18 protein-coding genes and 1 tRNA gene are annotated in these 19,238 nt (G+C 69.5%); 13 read left to right on the forward strand and 6 right to left on the reverse strand.

Annotation, left to right across the window (positions count from 1 at the left end; translation table 11 throughout):
* Nucleotides 1-1,313: tyrosine-type recombinase/integrase (locus VNE60_12230; protein ID HVB32289.1), on the reverse strand; the 1,313-nt coding region annotated here is incomplete at its 3' end.
* Between the two features lie 99 nt (nt 1,314-1,412).
* On the opposite strand from VNE60_12230, the gene VNE60_12235 reads away from it, so the two are divergent.
* Nucleotides 1,413-1,486 (forward strand) — tRNA-Ser (locus VNE60_12235).
* A gap of 64 nt (nt 1,487-1,550) precedes the next feature.
* Here VNE60_12235 and VNE60_12240 read toward each other — a convergent pair.
* Complete coding sequence (locus VNE60_12240; GenBank protein ID HVB32290.1) at nt 1,551-2,111, reverse strand: hypothetical protein; 561 nt, start codon at nt 2,109-2,111, stop codon at nt 1,551-1,553.
* A 292-nt stretch (nt 2,112-2,403) separates the two neighbouring features.
* Between VNE60_12240 and VNE60_12245 the strand changes: the two genes are divergently transcribed.
* From VNE60_12245 to fahA, 11 genes are all read left to right on the forward strand, one after another.
* The gene (locus tag VNE60_12245; GenBank protein ID HVB32291.1) at nt 2,404-3,186 is read left to right on the forward strand and encodes a hypothetical protein; all 783 of its coding nucleotides are present in this window, start codon (nt 2,404-2,406) and stop codon (nt 3,184-3,186) included.
* 96 nt (nt 3,187-3,282) lie between these two features.
* Nucleotides 3,283-3,951 (forward strand): response regulator transcription factor, encoded by a 669-nt coding sequence (locus VNE60_12250; protein HVB32292.1) that lies wholly within the window; start codon nt 3,283-3,285, stop codon nt 3,949-3,951.
* Nucleotides 3,952-3,954: 3 nt separating this feature from the next.
* The gene (locus VNE60_12255) at nt 3,955-5,244 is read left to right on the forward strand and encodes an ATP-binding protein (GenBank protein ID HVB32293.1); all 1,290 of its coding nucleotides are present in this window, start codon (nt 3,955-3,957) and stop codon (nt 5,242-5,244) included.
* A 46-nt stretch (nt 5,245-5,290) separates the two neighbouring features.
* Complete coding sequence (locus VNE60_12260; GenBank protein ID HVB32294.1) at nt 5,291-6,496, forward strand: TolC family protein; 1,206 nt, start codon at nt 5,291-5,293, stop codon at nt 6,494-6,496.
* Complete coding sequence (locus VNE60_12265; GenBank protein ID HVB32295.1) at nt 6,493-7,548, forward strand: efflux RND transporter periplasmic adaptor subunit; 1,056 nt, start codon at nt 6,493-6,495, stop codon at nt 7,546-7,548. Before VNE60_12260 ends, VNE60_12265 begins: the two co-directional genes overlap by 4 nt.
* The gene (locus VNE60_12270) at nt 7,545-10,652 is read left to right on the forward strand and encodes an efflux RND transporter permease subunit (GenBank protein ID HVB32296.1); all 3,108 of its coding nucleotides are present in this window, start codon (nt 7,545-7,547) and stop codon (nt 10,650-10,652) included. Before VNE60_12265 ends, VNE60_12270 begins: the two co-directional genes overlap by 4 nt.
* 148 nt (nt 10,653-10,800) lie before the next feature.
* The gene (locus tag VNE60_12275) at nt 10,801-11,277 is read left to right on the forward strand and encodes a pyridoxamine 5'-phosphate oxidase family protein (protein ID HVB32297.1); all 477 of its coding nucleotides are present in this window, start codon (nt 10,801-10,803) and stop codon (nt 11,275-11,277) included.
* Between the two features lie 132 nt (nt 11,278-11,409).
* Nucleotides 11,410-11,889: a hypothetical protein gene (locus tag VNE60_12280; protein HVB32298.1), complete on the forward strand. Its 480-nt coding sequence runs from the start codon at nt 11,410-11,412 to the stop codon at nt 11,887-11,889.
* A gap of 27 nt (nt 11,890-11,916) precedes the next feature.
* Nucleotides 11,917-12,489 (forward strand): SET domain-containing protein-lysine N-methyltransferase, encoded by a 573-nt coding sequence (locus VNE60_12285; protein ID HVB32299.1) that lies wholly within the window; start codon nt 11,917-11,919, stop codon nt 12,487-12,489.
* Complete coding sequence (locus VNE60_12290; protein ID HVB32300.1) at nt 12,486-13,388, forward strand: hypothetical protein; 903 nt, start codon at nt 12,486-12,488, stop codon at nt 13,386-13,388. Before VNE60_12285 ends, VNE60_12290 begins: the two co-directional genes overlap by 4 nt.
* Before the next feature lie 2 nt (nt 13,389-13,390).
* The gene (fahA, locus tag VNE60_12295) at nt 13,391-14,707 is read left to right on the forward strand and encodes a fumarylacetoacetase (GenBank protein ID HVB32301.1); all 1,317 of its coding nucleotides are present in this window, start codon (nt 13,391-13,393) and stop codon (nt 14,705-14,707) included.
* Here fahA and VNE60_12300 read toward each other — a convergent pair.
* Together VNE60_12300 and VNE60_12305 are read right to left on the reverse strand one after the other, a co-directional pair.
* Nucleotides 14,704-15,504: a hypothetical protein gene (locus VNE60_12300; protein HVB32302.1), complete on the reverse strand. Its 801-nt coding sequence runs from the start codon at nt 15,502-15,504 to the stop codon at nt 14,704-14,706. The two genes, fahA and VNE60_12300, sit on opposite strands and share 4 nt — an antisense overlap.
* Nucleotides 15,505-15,702: 198 nt before the next feature.
* On the reverse strand, nt 15,703-16,200 hold the full coding sequence (locus VNE60_12305) for a hypothetical protein (protein HVB32303.1): 498 nt from the start codon (nt 16,198-16,200) through the stop codon (nt 15,703-15,705).
* 118 nt (nt 16,201-16,318) lie between these two features.
* Between VNE60_12305 and VNE60_12310 the strand changes: the two genes are divergently transcribed.
* Nucleotides 16,319-17,080, forward strand: a complete 762-nt coding sequence (locus VNE60_12310) for a CPBP family intramembrane glutamic endopeptidase (GenBank protein ID HVB32304.1) — start codon at nt 16,319-16,321, stop codon at nt 17,078-17,080.
* A 20-nt stretch (nt 17,081-17,100) separates the two neighbouring features.
* On the opposite strand, the gene VNE60_12315 is transcribed toward VNE60_12310, so the two are convergent.
* Together VNE60_12315 and VNE60_12320 are read right to left on the reverse strand one after the other, a co-directional pair.
* Nucleotides 17,101-18,078 carry a nitronate monooxygenase gene (locus VNE60_12315; protein HVB32305.1) on the reverse strand — a complete coding sequence of 326 codons (978 nt, stop codon included), beginning with the start codon at nt 18,076-18,078 and terminating at the stop codon, nt 17,101-17,103.
* A 3-nt stretch (nt 18,079-18,081) separates the two neighbouring features.
* Entirely contained in the window at nt 18,082-18,567 is a 486-nt protein-coding gene (locus tag VNE60_12320) for a hotdog fold domain-containing protein (GenBank protein HVB32306.1), read from the reverse strand.
* Nucleotides 18,568-19,238 lie beyond the last annotated feature (671 nt).

Consider the following 19,238-nt stretch of genomic DNA (forward strand, 5'->3'; position numbering starts at 1 on the left):
CTCGCCGCTTGACGCGCTTCGTGCCTGGCGCGACGCCTAGCGAGACGTGCCCGCTCGGCCCGGTACCGCGCCATATATGGTACCGGGTCGGCCTCCCCCCAGTCGAGTAGCGTCTGCCGGACCCCAGTCTTGGGGAGATGGCCGTACGTCGTTCGGATCTGGTCTTCAGTCGTGTGTCCCACTTCCCGCGCGATGTACGACGTAGGTACGGGCCGCTCCACTCCCAGCACATCGAGTTCGACCATCTCCTGCCTCCCCGAGATGTAGCTGTGGCGGGCGGTATGGTGCCCAATTGGTTTCTTCAGCTTGGTGCGTTTCGCCGCTGACCGCAGCGTGCCGCGCAGCCGTTGCATCGGGCGCTGCTCGGCCAGCGGCAACATCTCGGTGCCCGGGGCGGGGAAAAGGAGCCCGTTGGGGTTTCGCGGAACCTGGGCGAGCGACGCCTCCAACACTCTGGCGAGACGCGGCCACAGCGGACTCTCGCGCTGGGAGCCCTCGGTCTTCACGTCGTGCTCGTCCTCCTCGCGTTCGCGGATGCTGACCCGCCGCTGCGTGACGTCGATGTCGCTGACGAGTAGACCCGTGATCTCCGACAGGCGCGCGCCGGTATAGAAGAGCGTCGTCGCCAGTTCCACGGCCCACGGGTTCCGGCTGGAGTAGCGCACCGCGTCGAGCAGGGGCCGCACCTCGTGCCGGGTGAGGTACTTCTGCGAGTTGAGCGCGGTCCGGCGTTTCGGCTTGGGGACCTTCTTGTTCCCCCAGAGCACGTTGCTCTCGAGGTACTCGTCGGCGATCGCCGCGGTGAGCATGCCGCTCAGCTCCATGAGCATGCGGCGCACGGTCGCGGGGCGCAGGAGGTTCCCCTGCTTTGTCCGCACCGACGTCTTCAGATCATGGGCCAGCTTGTCCGCGACCGGTCGCGTGATCGCCCGCAATGACTCCACCTTGGCGAGTGCGGGCCGGTTGAGGCACAGGTTGATCGCGTACCAGGTGCGGTCCATGCGCTCCTTATCCGTCTTGGGCAATGGCGCGTCCGCGCGTAGCCCCCGATTCTCGCGGCACTCCTGTCTGCGCGCGTCGAGGTACCGGACCGCATACGTCGCCGGGTGAATGTCCTGGCGGGTCTCGATGCCCAGAGCGGCGTTGCGGCGGTCGGTTTCGATCTTGGCGATCTGGTCGGCGTACAGCTTCGCGGCCACGTCGAAGTTGTCCGTCGCCAGCTTCGCGCCGGGCGGGACCAGGGGCCGCCGCCCGAGGCCCGGGAGGTTGGCCCAGTATCGGGTTCCGTTGAGGTACGGACCGCGCGGGGGCATACGTCTTTCCGTATCTGGGTGTGTGGGTCCGCGTCAGGGTGCGCGGGCATAAAAAAGGGCATAGTCACCGACACCGGAATATCGCGCTCACTCTGAGAAATAGCAATAAATGGGGGCATAGTCCCGGCACTCATAATGCCGGGGTCGTGGGTTCGAGTCCCACCCCTGCTATGCAGCACAACAACGGCCAACCGGATCCCGGTTGGCCGTCGTGCATGCGCCATCCCGGCCGCGCGGTCAACTCCCGCCCAACTCCCGGCGCACCGCGGCGTACAGCAGCTGCTCCAGCGCTCCCGTCGATCCGCAGGCCAGGCGGTCGGTGGCGCCGCCGGCCACGTCGAGCGACACCGGATGGACGCTGGTCGCGAGTCGAGTGTGCCCGGCGTCCCGCGCGGTGAGCGTGGTGAGCGTGGTGAGCACCGAGAAGTACACGCGCGTGTTGTTTGCCCGCGGGCCCTGCATGTTGAACCCGCAGTCGGCAAAGTGCGCGATCGGCTGCCCATTGAGGTAGCCCGACTTCCAGAAGTTCGTATTGCCCACGCGGTGGCCGGTGGGGTCATCCACCGTGATCTCGATGCCGACGGCCGGATAGGCTTTATGCAGCGCGGCCCACACCTTGGCGGGGGGCGCGTCGAAGTCCGACTCGCTCGCGGGCATCGTGCTCGTGGTATACACCTGATCGTCGACGAGCACGGGCCGCTGCATCGGCGCCGGCGCTGAGCCCGAGCCGCACCCGGCGGCTGCCAGCGCGCCGATCACGGCGGCTGCTGCCAGCGTCCAACGGAGTGGTGTTGCCATGGTCCACGATGCGCGACGGCGCGCGGCCCGTCAATCGCCAACTCGGCGACGATCTTCCGCCGGTCCCACGTGGTTGGTAGCAGGAATAAATGGCCGATATTTGTATCCAAAAATCGCGGTATACGGTCAAAATATGGAGGTTTTCGGTCACTTTGTCACTGTATAGCAGTATCTAGGCACTGTCTACCGTATAAACAGTTGACACCACGCACGATTTCGTGAGTGTTCCTGCTGCGACCGACGCTGGCCGCATCGCACCACGACGCTCGAATGAGCGAACCGGGACACTCCGATGCTCCAGCAGTTCTGTTCAGATCCAGACTACACCGCGCTAAAGCCCGGTCGGCGCTCGCTCCATGAGCTCCTGCGCCACGGCGCCACCTGGATCCGCATCGGCTTCGTCGCATCGGCCCTGTCCGCCTGCGCCTCGCTACAGCCCGGCGCCTCGTCGCTCGGCACGCTCCGCTACTCGGCCTTCGTCCCTTCGCCGGCGCTCGGTGCACCGGCGGCGTCTGCCGCCGTCGGCCGGCCCGAGCTCCGGCGCTCCAACGTCGTGATCCGCGACTCGATCCTCGGCGAGACCATCGCGCGCATGCGCGCCCAGTCGCCGTCGTTCGACTCGGCCATGGTCGCCATCGAGCAGTCCGGTATTCCGGTCGTCATCGGCACGCGGCGCGAGTTGCGGGATCAGGTGCCCCCGGGCTATCGCTCGGTGGGCGGCTGGCAGGCGGTCACCGCCATCTACCCGCTCACGCCCACCAACGCGCCCGGCCGGCCCATCGACCACTTCTCGGTGATCATCCGCATGTCGGAACTGCGCCACGCGCTGCTCGACGTGGGAGCGACGTCCGCGGATTCGACGATGTTCGACCGCTACATCGAACGCGTGTTGGGCCACGAGATCTACGGCCACCTCTGGCCGCAGCTCGAGTCCCACCGCACGGCCCCCATCGCGTGCGACGACCCCACCAGCGGCGCCGACTGGTATGACGCCTGCGTGATGAAGCGGGAACGCCACGTCGTGGCCGAGTTGACGATGGCCCGCGGCACCGGCGCGACGTTGGGCACCAGATAGCGCTCCGCCCTCCGACATCGTCGCGACGCCGGCGGGGGTTGCCCGCGGCCCGGCCACCCTGCTACCTCTGATCGTTGCCCACTCAGAGGAATTCGTGTGCGCGTGCTGATCGTGGAGGACGATCCGGAGTTGTCGCGTGCCCTGCGCGACGGGTTCCGCGATCGGCGGATCGAGGCGATCACGGCGGGGACATTCGTCGAGGGACGCGAGCGGGCGTTGCTCGGCACGCACGACGTGATCGTGCTCGACGTGATGCTCCCGGGCGGCTCGGGGTTCGATCTGTGCGCCGAACTCCGGTCGCGCGGGTGCACCACGCCGATCCTGATGCTCACGGCGCGAGACGCCGTGGATGACCGCGTGCGGGGGCTCGAGGCGGGCGCCGACGACTACGTGCCCAAGCCGTTCGCCTTCCGCGAGCTGGTGGCGCGGGTGCGAGCGCTGGCGCGGCGCGGTCCGGCGCTGGTGCCCGACCAGGTGCGCGTGGCCGATCTCGAAGTGGACCTCGGCACGCGCCGCGTGCGTCGTGCCGGCCGCGCGATCGAACTCACCGCCAAGGAGTTCGCGCTGCTCGAGGTGTTCGTCCGCCACGCCGACCAGGTGCTGGATCGGGCCGCGATCACGGCCCACGTGTGGGACGAGAATCACGATCCGTTCACCAACGTGCTGGAGGTGCTGGTGCGGCGCCTGCGGCGCAAGATCGACGACGACTTCGAGCCCAAGCTCATCCACACGCTACGCGGGGCCGGCTACCGCTTCGGGCCCTGACGCATGACGCTCCAGCCCCTCTCCGCGCTGCGGCTTCGCCTCACGGCCTGGTACGTGCTCACGCTGGGCGCGATCCTGGTGTTGCTCGGGTCCGGTCTGTTCTTCGTGATCCGCCACCAGTTTGCCCGGCAGCTCGACGTGTCGCTGCGCGAGGCCACGGTGGCGCTCATGGGCGCCGCGCAGATCCGCGAGCAGGAACGCGGATCCACCGAAGGCGCGGTGGTGGATGCGGTGGACGAATTGCACATCCCCGATCGCGAGTTGTACCTGATGGACAGCACGGGCGCCCCCGTCAAGCCGCCGACGGTGGACGACTGGATTCGCGACGCCGCGCACACGGCGGCGGTTCGTGGCGAGACTGATCTCTGGCGCCACGCGCGGCACGGCCGCACGCTCCGCCTGCACGCCCAGCGGTTCCGCCTCAAGAGTGGCGCGGTGATGGTGGCGGTGGCGGTGGCCGACCAACTGGAGCTGGAGGATCAGTACGCGGCGCTCATCGTCGCGTTCGGCGGGGCGGCGCTGGCGGCGCTCGTGCTCGTGGCGGCGGGCGGCTATTTCCTGTCGCGCAAGTCCACGGCGCCGGTGGAGCGGAACATCGCCTACATGCGACGGTTCATGGCCGACGCGGCGCATGAACTGCGCACGCCGATCACCGTGATGCGGACCACGGCCGAGGTGTCGCTGCAGCAGGACCGCGCGGCGGACGCATATCGCGGCGCGTTGGGCGTGGTGGAGCGGGAAGCCGAGCGGCTGGGCGGCATCGTGGACGACCTGCTCACGCTGGCCCGCGCCGACGCCGGCGAGCGGCCGGTGCGCCGCACGCGCGTGTTCCTCGACGACATCGTCCTCGACGCCGCGGGCGCGGCGCGGACGCTGGCCGCGGCCAAGGGCGTATCGCTCGATGTCGGCACGTTCGAGGAGACGGCGCTCGACGCCGACGCCACCCTCATCCGCCAACTGGTGATGAACCTGCTGCACAACGCGGTGAAGTTCACGCCCGAGGGCGGGCGCGTGCGCGTGGACGTGACGACGCAGGACGGGCGGCCCACGCTCGTGGTGGAGGACACGGGCATCGGCATCGCCCCCGAACACCTCCCCCACGTGTTCGAGCGGTTCTTCCGCAGCGATCCGGCCCGCGCCCGCGCCGAGGGCTCGGGGCTGGGCCTGGCGATCGCGGCCTGGATCGCCGATACGCACGACGCCGAGATCCGGCTCGCCTCCACGCCGGGCGTGGGCACGCGCGTCACGGTGACCTTTGCACGGTCGGCCAGGGCCCCGGTGTCATCATCCTGACAGGTCAAGTCGATAGCCTCCTTGCATTCCAATTGCCACGGGTATCATGCCAAGACCTCTGTTCGCCGCGACGTGCGCGGCGATCCTTTTGTTGCCCCGCGGTCCGGCCGGCGCGCAGCGGCCGGTCACCCGGGCTGACGCGATTGCCGCCGCGCTGGCCCGCGGCCCACGGCTCGCGATCGCGGCGGCCGACACGTCGGCGGCGCGGGCGGTGCTGATCGGCGCGCGCGCGTACGCCAATCCCACGCTCACCGCCAGCTTCACCAAAGACGCGCCGCAGCGCCACGTGCTCGCCGACCTGCCGCTGGATTTTCCGTGGCTGCGCCGGGCGCGCATCGGCAGCGCGATGTCGCTGCACGACGCGGCCCTGGACCAGTTCGCGCTGCAGCGCGCCGCCGTGACCTTCGACGCCGAGACGACGTACGTGAACGCCGTGGTGGCCGACGCCCACGCCCGGCTGTCGCGGCGGAACGCCGACGATGCCGACTCCTTGCTGCACATGGCGCGCAGCCGGCGCGATGCCGGCGACGCGAGCGATCTCGACGTCGAGTTGGCGAGCATCTTCGCGGGCCAGCAGACCAATCAGGCGCTGGCCGATTCCCTCGCCGCGGTGGCCTCCCTGCTCGATCTGCAGGCGGTGATGGGCGATTCGGGCCGGGCGCCCGCGATCTCGCTGGCCGACACGCTGACGCTGGTGGACACGGCGCCGCCGGCCGCCACCGGACCTCCGCTGGCCGTGCGCGCGGCGGCGTCCACCGTCGAGGCCGCCGACCGGGCGCTGCAGGCCGAGCACCGGAGCAACTGGGGATCGGCGTCGCTGCAACTGGGCTTCGATGAGCACGACCCCACGCAGTCGGGGCTGTTGCCGGTGATCGGCATCGCCCTGCCCATTCCGCTGTTCAACCAGAATCAGAGCGGCGTGGCGGCGGCCCAGGCGCAGCGGGATCGCGCGCGCGCCGAACTCAAGCTCATCCGCCTCGAGAGCGCGCGCGACATCGCCCGCGTGACGCAGGCGCTGGCGATCGCGCTGGAACGCGTGGCTCGCGACCGGGCCCTGCTGCAGAGCGCCAACCGCGTGGTGGCGATGTCGCTCACGGCGTACCGCGAGGGCGCGGCCACGCTGGCGAGCGTGCTCCAGGCGCAGAGCAACGCGCGCACCACGCTGGGTCAGTACATCGACGACGTCGGCGCGGCCAATGGCGCCGCGGCGGCGCTCCGACTTCTCACCGCTTCGGCACCCCGCACCCCATGATGAAATCCGCCTCCGTACTGCTCGCGCTCGCCGCCATGGCCGCCTGCGGAAAGCAGGGCGCCGATGCCGGCGACCAGGCCTCCGGCGACGTACAGCCCGTGGTGGGCGCTCGCACTGCCGTGGTGAGCACGCGCCCGTTCACCGAAACCGTGAGCGCCATCGGCACGATCGCGCAGCGGCCCGGCCACTTCGCGGAGATGGCGGCGCCGGCTCCCACCCGCGTGGCCCGGGTTTTCGTCACCATCGGCCAGCGCGTCAAAGCCGGCGATCGCCTGGTCGAGTTCGAGCAGCAGACGTTCGACGCGTCCCTCCAGAGCGCCACGGCGGCGCTGGAGAGCGCGCAGCAAGCGTACGATCGAGAGCAGCGATTGGCGGCGGAGGGGATCGCGGCGCGCAAGGACGTGGAACAGGCTGCCGCGGCGCTCGCCCAGGCCAGATCCGCGCAGGTGGCAGCCCGGCGCGATCAGCAGCTCTCCACGCTGCGGGCGCCGCTCGCCGGCGTGGTCACGGCGATGAACGCCGTGCTCGGCGCGTCGGTGGACGTGGCGCAGACGCTGGTCGAGGTCACCGACCCCAACGCGCTGGACGTGATGCTCCAGCTCTCGCCGACCGACGCCGCGCGCGTGCACGCGGGGCAGCGCGTCACGGTCGTGTCCGGCCAGTCGCTGGCCGGCGCCCCCCTGGGCGTGGGCACGGTGGCCGACGTCGGGGCGGAGTTGGACTCCGCCACCGGCACGGTCCCGGCGCGGGTGGTGCTCGCCAGGCCGACGCGCGTCCTGCGGGTGGGGGAGACGGTGATGGGGAGCATCGCCATCGGCCGGAATCCCAGCGCAATCGCCATCCCCGCCCAGGCGCTGGTGCCCGAAGGGGAGGGGTACCACGTATTCGTCGTCGACTCCGCCGGCATCGCACACGTGCGAAACGTCACCGTCGGCGCCCGGACGGAAGCGTACGTCGAGGTGTTGACCGGGCTAAAGGTGGGGGAGACGGTGGTCACGTACGGCGCCTTTGGCGTGTCGGATAGCGCGAAGATCGTGACGGTGAAGCCGTGAGCGGCGAACGGTCCCTGTTCGGCGTTGTCGCGTCGCAGCGGCGGTTCGTCTATCTGGCGGTGTCGCTGTTGACGGCGGCCGGCGTGTGGGCGGGGCTGCGCATGCCGTCGGCCATCTATCCCGAGCTGGTGTTCCCGCGCGTGACCGTGGTGGCGGAGGGCTCGTCGCTCAGCGCCCGCCAGGTGGTGTTCAGCATCACGCGCCCGCTGGAGGAGGCGATCAGTACGGTGCTGGGCGTGCGGCGCGTGGATTCCAAGTCCATCCGTGGGTCGAGCGAGATCCAGATCCTGTTCGCCCCCGGCACCGACATGATCTACGCCCTGCAACTCGTGCAGGCACAGGTGAACGAGGTCCGGCCGCAGCTGCCGCCCGGCATGAACATTCGCGTGGACCGCCTCACGCCGTCGGTGTACCCGATTCTCTCGTACAACGTGGAGGGCGGCGATCCGTCCACGCTGTACGACATCGCGCTGTATCAGATCAAGCCGCTCATCTCACGCATCCCGAGCGTGGGGCAGGTGGAGGTGCAGGGGTCCGACGTGCGCGAGGTCGAGGTCGTGGCCGATCCCGCGCGGCTGGCGTCGCAGGGCATGACCTACGACGACCTGGCCGCCGCCATCCGCGACGCGATCGGCGTCACGGCCGTGGGTCGCGTGGACAAGGATTACAAGCAGTATCTGGTCGTGACGGCCAACGACGCGCATTCGGTGGACGACATCGCCAACGTGGTCGTCGCCCACGGCCTGCGCGTGCGCGATCTGGCCACGGTCACGCTCGGCACCATCGATCACACGCAGATCATCGACGGCGATGGACGGCCGGCCGCGCTGATCAACATCACGCGCCAGATCGGCGGCAACACCGTGGCCATCGCCGACAGCGTGGCCGGCGTGGCGCGGGCGCTCGCGAAGACGCTGCCGCCGGGCGTGCACCTCAAGGCGGTGTACGACCAGGCCGAACTCGTGCACGATGCCGTGCTCTCGGTGCGCGACGCGATGATCATCGGCGCCGTGCTCGCGATCATCATCCTGCTGCTGTTCCTGCGCCACGCGCGCATCACCGCGATCAGCGCGACGTCGATCCCGCTGACGATGGTGATCACGCTGTTCCTGATGAGCCTGCTCGGCCAGACGCTCAACCTGATGACGCTCGGGGCCATGGCCATCGCCATCGGCCTGGTGATCGACGACGCGGTGGTGATCACCGAGAACATCGTGCGGCACCTCCACCTGACGTCCAATCGAGGCGCGGCGATCCGGGAGGCCGTGCAGGAACTCATCTGGCCGGTCACGTCGTCCACGATCACCACGGTGGTGGTGTTCCTGCCGCTCGGGCTGCTCCAGGGCGTGGTGGGCCAGTTCTTCTCGGCGCTCTCGCTCACCCTCACGATCGCCGTCCTCGTCTCGCTGATCCTGGCATTCACGATCATTCCCTTGTTGGCCGAGCAGTTTCTGACCGAACACGACGCGGAGTATGAGGCCGACGTCGACCCGACGCATAAGAAGCGGGGCGTATTGCACGTGGTGGGCCGGAGCATCGACGCCCTGTCGGTGCATTACGAGCGATCGCTGGGCGTGGTGCTCCGCCACAGTCGATGGGTGCTCGTCGGCGGGCTGGCGCTCGTGGTGGCGGGGTATGCCGCCTACCGTGCAACGTCCACCGGGTTCCTGCCCGACATGGACGAGGGCGCGTTCGTGTTGGACTACTACAGTCCTGGCGGGACCGCGCTCGCAGAAACCGATCGCCAGGTGCACATCGTGGAGCACATCTTGGGCCAGATGCCCGAGATCACCGGAACGTCGCGTCGCACCGGCGCCGAATTGGGCCTGTTCGCCACGCAGATGAACCGCGGTGACATCTCGGTGCGACTCTCGCCGCAGAGTCAGCGTCATCGCACGATCTTCCAGGTGATCGACGATCTGCGCGGACGGTTTGCCGTGGCGGTGCCGCGCCTGCGCATCGAATTCGTCCAGATCCTGTCGGATGGCCTCAACGACATGGCCGGCAATACCAATCCGGTGGAGATCAAGTTGTTCGGCGCGAATCTCTTGCAGCTCGAGGGATACGCCAAGCAGATCGCGCCGAGTCTCGGCAAGGTGCCCGGCCTTGCCGATCTGTACGACGGCGTGGCCGAGCCGGACGCCGAACTCTCGATGCGAGTGCACGAGGCCGAGGCCGGCCGGCTGGGCCTGTCTCCGGCCCTCGTGGGGCAGGCGGTGAGCGGCGCGCTCCTCGGCGTGGATGCCGGCGAACTGCGTCTGGAGGACCGCGCCATCGGCGTCCGCGTGCGCGCCCCCGACTCGGTGCGGTATGATCCGCTGCGGCTGGGCGCCATCCCGATCCTGTCGCCGGTCACGCACACGACGACGCCCCTGGCCTCGCTGGCGTCGTTCACGGCGCTCGATTCGCGCAGTGAACTGAGCCGCGAGAATCAGCAGCAACTGATCACGATGACCGCCAACATCGGCGACGGGGGCGCGCTCGGCGATGTGGTCAACGGCGTGAAGGCGGTCCTGGCCGCACACCCCGCGCCCTCCGGCGTCCGCGTGGAACTGGCCGGCCAGTACGCCAGCCAGCAGGATGCGTTCCATCAGATGCTCCTCGTCCTCGCGCTCGCCGCGGCGAGCGTGGTCGGCGTCATGGTCATCCAATTCAAATCGTTCGTTGAGCCGTTGATCGTGCTGCTCGCCGCGCCGCTGTCGTTCGTGGGCGCGATGGCCCTGCTCCTCCTCACCGGCACGGCGCTCAACGTGTCGTCGTTCATGGGGCTCATCCTGTTGGTGGGGCTGATCGTGAAGAACGGGATCATCCTGCTCGACTTCACGCGCTACCGGATGCTCCACAACGACCTGGCGCTGGAGCCGGCCATCCGCGACGCGGCCAGCGTCCGGTTGCGCCCGATCCTCATGACCACGCTGTGCACCCTGTTCGGGCTGATGCCGTTGGCCCTGGGTATCGGCGCCGGGAGCGAGATGCAGAAGCCGCTCGCGCTCGCGGTGATCGGTGGGCTGGGACTGTCCACCCCCATCACGCTGTACGTCGTGCCCACGCTGTTGGTGGCCATTCGCGGCCGCGACTATCGGCTGAAGCCCGTGGACCAGTAGGGCGTCCGCCGCTGGATTCGCCGGGGCCGTCCCCGTACAATAGAAGCATGCGCGTGCGCGCCCGGCGGGTGGCGCCCCCGGGGTGAGGGGCGGCACCGAACGCCGCGCCGTTCGCCGGCGCGGGGCCGGCAACAACGAGGAGTGTGCCATGACCGAGCCGGTGTTTCGCGAACTGACGCACGACGAGTGCGAGGCGCTCCTGGCGGTGAATCACGTGGGCCGCATCGCGTTCTCGTTCCACGATCGCACCGATATCGAGCCCATCCACTACGTGTTCGAGCACGGGTGGATCTTCGGGCGCACCGCCGAGGGCAGCAAGCTGACCACGATCGGCCACCAACCCTACGTGGCGTTCGAGGTGGACGAGGTGCACGCCGTGTTCGACTGGCGCAGCGTCGTGGCCCACGGCACCGTGTACGTGCTGAGCCCCGAGGGCGGCCAGGTGGACGCGGCCGAGTACGACCGTGCGGTGGGGTTGCTGCGGCGCTTCCTTCCCACCACGCTCAAGGCCGGCGACCCCACGCCCTTCCGCACCGTGCTGTTCGGCGTTCACGTGGACGAATTGGCGGGGCGGGAGGCCCGGCAGGCCAAGCGCCCCCGGACGCCGAAGGCGGCGGCCAAGTAGGGCGGTCGGGCGGGCAACGGCGAATCCAGCGGGTCGGGCGCGAGCCACTACCATTTGCGCAGGGCCCCGGTCATCTTGAAACATCCGCGCGAGCCGTTCGCGTCCTGCCCCTTCCCCGCATTCCCGACGCTCATGCCGAAGTCCAAGTCGTCCGCGGTCGCCGCCGCGCCGGCGTCAGATCCCCCGAGTTCTCCCGAAGCTCTGGCCGACGCGCTCTGCCGCTCGGCGGCCGAATGCTGCCGGCAGCACGATCGGGTGGCGCGCATCGTCGAACGGTCCGAGGTGGAGACCGAGTTGGCCTTCGCGCAGCAGTTCTGCGAACTGCTCCACACCGGCTTGGCCAAGCTGCTCGATACGTACGAGAAGGCCGTGGCGCATGAGGGGGCCCATGGCGACGAGCCCTGGCGTCAGCGGGCCAACGCCCTCCGGTTGGCCAGCCGCGACTACCTGCGCCGCCACAACGCGTGCGATCAGGCGGCCCGCAAGCTGCAGCGGCACGATTCGCAGCTTCTGGCGGCGCTGGCCATGGAATTCGAGTTCGAGGCGTCGGCGCTGCTCGCGCTGCGGCACGCCACCGAAGCGTACCGCAAGCTGCGGCCCGACACCGTCTGAGTCACATGTCGTTTCACCCTGGTGGTCATGACCAAACGCAATCCGGCAACGCGCCAGCCGAACCCGTGGTTCCGGCTGCGCCGCTCACGCATTCAGGGCCTCGGCGCCTTCGCGACCGTGGACATTCCCAAGGGCACCCGCATCATCGAGTACACGGGTGAGAAGATCACCGATGCCGAAGCGGATCGCCGCTACCCGGACGACGACCGGGAGGCGCGCCACCACACCTTCCTGTTCACGCTCAATCAGCGCACGGTGATCGACGCGGCGTTCCATGGCAACGACGCGCGCTTCATCAACCATTCCTGCGATCCCAACTGCGACGCCGTGATCGACCGCGGGCACATCTGGATCTACGCCATCAAGCCCATCGCCAAGGGCGCCGAGTTGGTCTACGACTATCAGTTCGAGCACGTGCCCGAGTACACCATGGACGATCTGCGCTTCTACGGCTGCAAGTGCGGCACCGCCAAATGCCGTGGCACGATCGTGAAGGTCGATCGCCGGCGCGCGCTCGCCCGGCACTGGGAGGCGGGGCGGAACGGAGTCCCGCGCCATCCCGCCAGCCGCCACGCCAGCCGGAAGCACCCACCGGCGTGACGACGCCAGCCCCCGCGCTCGCCGCGCTCATGGAGCGCGTGGTGGACTACGCCGGACTCTTTCCGCCGGCCAGGTTGCCCATGGCCGACGCGGTCCGGGCCTACGCGGACGTCCGCGCCTCCGGCGACGCGTGGATGCTCGGGCGCTTCGTGCTCCCGGTGTCGCGGCTCGACGAATTCGACGATGCGGGGGCGGGGATGCATCCGGCCTCGGCCGCCGACTCGTGGGCGCTGAGCGCCCTCGTGAGCGCCGACGTCGAGCTCGACGTGGCCTCCATCCACGCATTCAACGACCGTCATCGCGATGCGCGGCGGGGCGCGGTGCACGTGGACACGGTGGAACTCAAGGCGGCGCGCCCCGACCAGATCGCGGCCGCCGATGAGTTCGTGGGCGGGTTCGACGCATTCTTCGAAGTGCCCGTGGACGAGGATCCTGCCGCGCTGATCGCGGCCATCGCCGGGATCGGAGCCAAGGCCAAGATCCGCACCGGCGGGCTCACCCCCGACGCGTTCCCGGGCGCGCGCCACGTGGTGCGATTCATCGGGTGCTGTCTGCAGCATGGCGTGGCGTTCAAGGCCACGGCGGGGCTCCATCACCCGCTCCGCGCCGAGTACCCGCTCACCTACGAGCCCGACGCGCCGCGCGGCGCGATGTACGGATACCTGAACCTGTTCCTCACGGCGGCGTTCATGAGCCGCGGCCTGGACGATGCTTCGGCGCTGGCGCTGCTCGAGGAACGCGATGCGTCGGCGCTGCGATTCGATGCCGAGGGCGTGCGTTGGGACGGGCACCTGCTCGGCGCCGACGATCTGCGCCATGCGCGGCGCCAGGCCGTGGCGTTCGGGTCGTGCTCGTTCCGCGAGCCCGTGGACGACCTGCGCGCCCTGGGGCTGTTGTGAACGTGCCGCTCGACCATACCCACGATCCTGCGCTGCGCTCGTGGGTACACAGCGCCAATGTCACCGGGGCCGAATTCCCCATCCAGAACCTGCCGTTCGGCGTGTTCCGCCGGCGCGTGAACCAGGCGCGGGCGTCGGTGGGAATCGCGATCGGCGATCAGGTGCTCGACGTGGCGGCTCTGGCGGGACAGGGCTTCGTGGCCGGCCAGGCGCTGTCCGCCGCGCGTGCGTGCGAGGACGACTCGCTCAACGCGCTGATGGCGATGGGCCCCGACGCGGCCCGCGCGCTCCGGCACGCGGTGAGCGACCTGCTGCGCGTGGGCGGCCTGGGCGAGCCGTCCGCGCACGAACTGCTCGTGCCGATGGCCGACGCCGATCTGCTCCTGCCGGCGCACGTGGGCGACTATACCGATTTCTACGCGTCGATACATCACGCCACCAATGTGGGCTCGATGTTCCGTCCGGACGCGCCGCTGTTGCCCAATTACAAATACGTGCCCATCGGCTATCACGGCCGCGCGTCGTCGCTGGTGGCGAGCGGCACACAGATCCGGCGCCCGCAGGGGCAGACGCGCGACGATCCGCAGCAGCCGCCCAGCCTGGGGCCGTCGCGCCGGCTGGATTACGAACTCGAAGTCGGGATGTTCATCGGCGCCGGCAATGCGCTCGGCGAGCCGGTGCCCATCGCCGACGCCGAGCGCCACGTCTTCGGCCTCTGCCTGGTGAACGACTGGTCGGCGCGCGACGTGCAGACCTGGGAGTACCAGCCGTTGGGCCCGTTCCTCGCCAAGAACTTCGCCACCACGCTGTCGCCGTGGGTCGTGACGCTGGACGCGCTGGCGCCGTTTCGCGTGCCCGCATCCGAGCGGCCCGCCGGCGATCCGGCGCCTCTGGCGTACCTGAGTGGCGCGCCGGAGGCCGCGGGGTTCGCCATCGCGCTCGAGGTGCAACTCACCACGGCGGCCATGCGCGCGCGGGGCGACGCCCCGTACGTGGTGAGCCGCGGCAGCTTCACCGACATGTACTGGACGGTGGCGCAGCTCGTGGCGCACCACACGAGCAACGGCTGCAACCTGCAGCCGGGCGACCTGCTGGCCAGCGGCACCGTGTCGGGCGCAACGCCGGAATCACGCGGGTGCCTGCTGGAGCGCACTTGGAAAGGCACCGCGCCGCTGGCGTTGCCGGACGGCGAGATGCGGACCTTTCTCGAGGACGGCGACGAGGTGACCCTGCGCGGCTCGTGCAGCCGCCCCGGCGCCGTCCCGATCGGGTTTGGCGAGTGCCGCGGCCGTATCCTGCCGGCCGCGGCCCGCCCTTAGTTCACCCGCTCGACCTTGCTCGTGGCGTTGGTGCCCACGTTCACTTCCACGCCGGCGTCGGTGAGCGTGATCTTCGCCTTGGCGTCCTCGGTGCCCGTGCTGCCCAGGAACGCGCCAGCCGGCGTGATCAGCAACAGCCCCGTGCCCTTGGAACTGCCCTCGAGCGTCATTGCCTGGCCCTGCATGGTGCCCTTGCCCGACGTGACGGCGGTGGAGTTGCGCGTCACCTTCCAGGCCTTGCCGCCCGCCACGCTCGTGTCGCCGGCCACGGTGTACACCGACACCACGGTCTTCTCCACGTCCACGCCGTTCTGCGTGCCCGTGTCGGACACCGTGTCGGTCCACGTGGCGCCGGGCGCCAGTGCCACTCGAATGGGCGGCAGCACGTGGGTCAGTTCCTCGGCCACGTTCGACAGCGCCTCGAGCCCGGCACCGGTGGGCGCCTTGGAGGAGTAGTACTGTCCGCTGGGCGATACCCAAGCCTGCACCTTCTGACCCACGAGCTTGTCGAGCCCCGGCACCGGCCCCATCATCGTCGACGAACCGATCGAATCGATGGTGAGCGTCATCGCCAGCGTGTCGGCGGCCTGATTGTTCAGGGCCATCGTGAACTTCTGGCCCGACGAAACGTCCATCTCGTTGGTTTGCCCCATGGCCGTCTGCGAGACTTTCGCGCTGACGATCATGCGGTATTGCGCGGTGCCGGCTGCGTAGTGGAACTGCTGGGCCGACGATGCACGCAGCGGAAGCACGAGGGCACCGGCCAGCGCCAGGGGCGCAAGCGCACGAGCGAACATGGGGGGTCTCCTGAATCGTGGACTGGCACGGCGTTCGCGCCGCGCACCGCGACGCCGGTAGGCACCGGCGCGCCATGTGAGAAAGCTAGCGGTCGTCCACGGACGGTGCCATCGGGATTCCATGCCCATGGTGGGCCCGCTAACTGCCAAACCGGGACGTCGGCGGGCCGGTTTGGCAGTTGGCGGGATCCGATGCGGTCAGAAGCGCCCGGTGGATCCGAACCCTTCGCGGCCGGCCTCGGAGGCGTCGAGCGGCGCGGTGCGCGCCACCGACGGGTGCGCGCAGAGCACGAAGAGCAGCTGCGCCAAGCGCTCGCCGTGCGCGATGGACTGCGCCTCCCGGCCGTCGTTGCGCAGCATGAGCTTGATCTCCCGGCCCACGTAGGCGCGATCCACCAGACCCGGCGCGTTGCGCAGCGTGATGCTCCGCTTGCCGGTGGACGATCGCGGCAGCACGAGCATCGCCACGTGTTTGGGGAAGGTGCGCGTGACGTAGAGTCCCGTGCCCACCGTGACCTCGCCGCCGGGCTCGAGGGTCAACGACTCCGGCGGTCCGCCGGGCGCCGGCGGCGTGGTCGCCAGGCAGCAGCGCACGTCATATCCTTCGCTCTCCTCGGCGGGCGTCGGGAGCCAGCGGTCGTCGTCGTCCTGGGTGGCGAACCCGAGGTCGAATTGAAACAGGCGGTCGAGATCCATGGTACTCGGTGTGGAGGTGGGCGATTTGCGCCCTCAGTATCGCCGTCGCGAGCGCCCGAGGGTAGTGCGGCGCCGCCGGACCGCAAACTTTCTCCGGTGTGGTGCGTAGGTTGACATCATGAGTTCGCCGACCACGGGCGCGGCCGCGCGCCGACAGACGTATTGGAGCGCGAGCCGGTCGCCGCGGTACAGCCTGCTGTTCGCGCTGCCGCTGCTCGTGCTGTACGAGACGCTCGCCGTCGCGCTGCCCGGCAGCGCGCACGGGGGCCAGCTGCGCAACGGCGCCGACGTCCTGTTGCAGGAGCTCTCGTACGCGGTGCTGGGGCCCGCCGGCCCCCTGTCGCTCATTGCCCTGGTGATGCTGGTATGCGTGGTGCTCGTGCGCCGCGACATGAAGCGATCGGGCGGCTCGCTGCGCGTGGCCACATTCGGCCTCATGTTCGTGGAGGCGGCGGTGCTGGCGGTGGCGTTCGGGCTCGTGGTGGGCACGGCCACGGCGCAGCTGCTCGCGCACCTGCGGCCGCTGGCCGCCGGCCCGATCGACGGGCTCGACGGGCCCACCAAGCTGATGCTGGCGCTGGGCGCGGGCCTCTACGAGGAGTTGGTGTTCCGCGTGCTGCTGGTGGGCGCGCTGGCCGCGGGGGGGCGGGTGGTGCTGGGGCTCAGCCGCGGGGCATCGGGCGTGGCGGCCGCGATCATCGGCGCGCTGGCCTTCTCGGCGTTCCACTACGTGGGCCCCTACGGCGAGCCGCTGCAGCTGCAGTCATTCGTGTTCCGGGCCATCAGCGGCGTGGCGTTCAGCGCGCTGTACCTCACGCGCGGGTTCGGCATCACGGCATGGACGCACGCGCTGTACGATATCGGGGTGATGCTGCTCTGATCTTCAGCGGCGAGCAGCCGTTACCGCAGCGCCGCCGCGAAGCTGCGCACCACGTCGCCCGCCGGCAGGATTTCGTGGATCTGCGACACGCTCTTTCCCGCCTGCCAGTAGTCCTCGGATCCCGTGTCGGCGTGCAGCGACTTCTTGAGCTTGCGTAGGGACTGCAGCGCGTAGATGGTGCGCATCCAGTGCTTGGTCCGCCGGTGGCGGAGCATCCACCGCGCGATCGGGCCGGCGCGGGTGCCCAGGCGCTGCACGTACGCGTTGTTGATCACCGCAACGGGAACGCCGGTGAGCCGGTCGGTGAGCACGATGTCGTGCTCGTCGGCGGCCACGATGGCCCGCTTGTAGTCCTCGGCGGCGTTGCACTCGGTGGTGGCGATGAAACGCGTGCCCAGCTGGGCGCCTGCATAGCCCATGGCGATCACGGCGCGGAAGGCGGCCGGCTCGCCGATGCCGCCCGCACAGATGAGCGGCAGGCCGAGGTCGTGCATCGACTCGTAGAGCTGAACCGGGGTCCTGTCGCCCGCATGGCCGCCCGCGCGGTTATTCACCGCGATCAGCCCGTGGACGCCGCCGTCCGCCGCCTTGAGGGCCCACTTCCGCTCGGTGACGTCGTGGTACACGACGCCGCCATGCGGCACCACCCGGTCCACGACCCACCGCGGATTGCCCAGCGAGGTGACGAAGAACCGGACGCCCTCCTCAAGCGAGATATCGATCCACCGCTCCATCCGCTCCCGGTACATCTTCGACGACTGCTCGATGAGCGCGTTCATCCCGATCGGCTTTGACGTGAGCCGCCGGATGTACCGCAGCCCTTCGCGGTAGTCGTGCCCGTGCACGTAGGTGAGCGAGATGGGCTGGACCACCCCGATCGCCCCGGCTTCCGACACGGCGGCCACCAGCTCCGGGTTGCTGCACGGATACATGGCCCCGCAGATGAGGGGCACCTCGACCCCGACCTGCCGGCTGAACGGCGTCTCGCGCATGGACATCGTTCAGCCTCCCACGGGCGCCAGCCGCCAGAGGACCGTCGCCGTGGCCACCACCTCGCCCTCGGCGTTGGTGATGTCCGCCCGGACGGTATAGTCGGTTTCAGCGGTCACGGCCGGGGGGGAGCACCGGCACTCGGCGGTCAGGGTGCCCCGGGCCTTCTTGAAGTATTCGATGGACAGGCCGCGGACGATCCCGCGGGTGCCGGGCGGTAGGCCGGCGATCATGGCCGTGCCGCTCGCGACCTCGGCCAGGTTCACCAGGGCCACCGCGTGGATGGAGTTCAGGTGGTTCCGGACACGGCGCCGGTCGCGCAGGGTCCACTTGGAGTAGCCGGGACCAAGCTCGACGATCCGTGCCCCCATGGTGCCGGTGTAGGGGGCCATGGCGCCCAGCATCCGGCTGAACATCCAGCGGCCACCGGGGACGCGGCTCAGGCGCCGCCACCAGGTGGTGATCGTTGCGGTCGGAGCGTCCATCGAGGCGGGCATGCGCGCGACCTGGGGTGTTCGGTAAGCCAACGGCGAGGCGCTCGAGCCTTGCCGTTGGCATCCTACGGGGCAGGGTGTCTGGTGGCAAGCGTCCGGCAAATGCGGCGCCAGCCGCGTGCTCACCGGCGTGGCAACTGGGGCCGCCGGTCGTCCTGTATATGCCAGAATGACCTGGCCCTAGTCGACTTTGAACCGGCCCATTCGCCGGGGCGTTTGAGCAGCGATCGTGGGTGGGGTCGGCACCGGACGGCGGGCGAGTCCGGACGCGGCCGCCGTCCGGTGCGCGGTCGTCGTGGGCGGGCGGCGCCTCGCGCCAGGGAGGCTACGTGCATGGTCCGGCGCCGGGCATAGGGCGCAGCGGCTGGTACTCGAATCGTGGTCGCAGGATGGGTCAACGCGCCAGATTCGCTACCAAACAGGGATGGCGTGGCCAACGGATCGGTAGAACTGCCGTGTTGATAGAGATATGGTGATGTGCTTTCTCACACATCTTATAAATAATACTAACACAGCAGTTAACAAGACATCACATTTATTACGCGTGGTCGTTCATCGCCCGTACCGGGGTAATTTTCCGGCGGGCCGCGCCACCGAGCCGCGCGTTCTCGCTGGCTCAGCAAGTCACCGGCTCCACAGGCTGCACGTGGCGGCGCTGGCAGTTATCCACACCC

It is taken from the genome of Gemmatimonadaceae bacterium, from assembly GCA_035533755.1.
Lineage (GTDB): Bacteria > Gemmatimonadota > Gemmatimonadetes > Gemmatimonadales > Gemmatimonadaceae > JAGWRI01.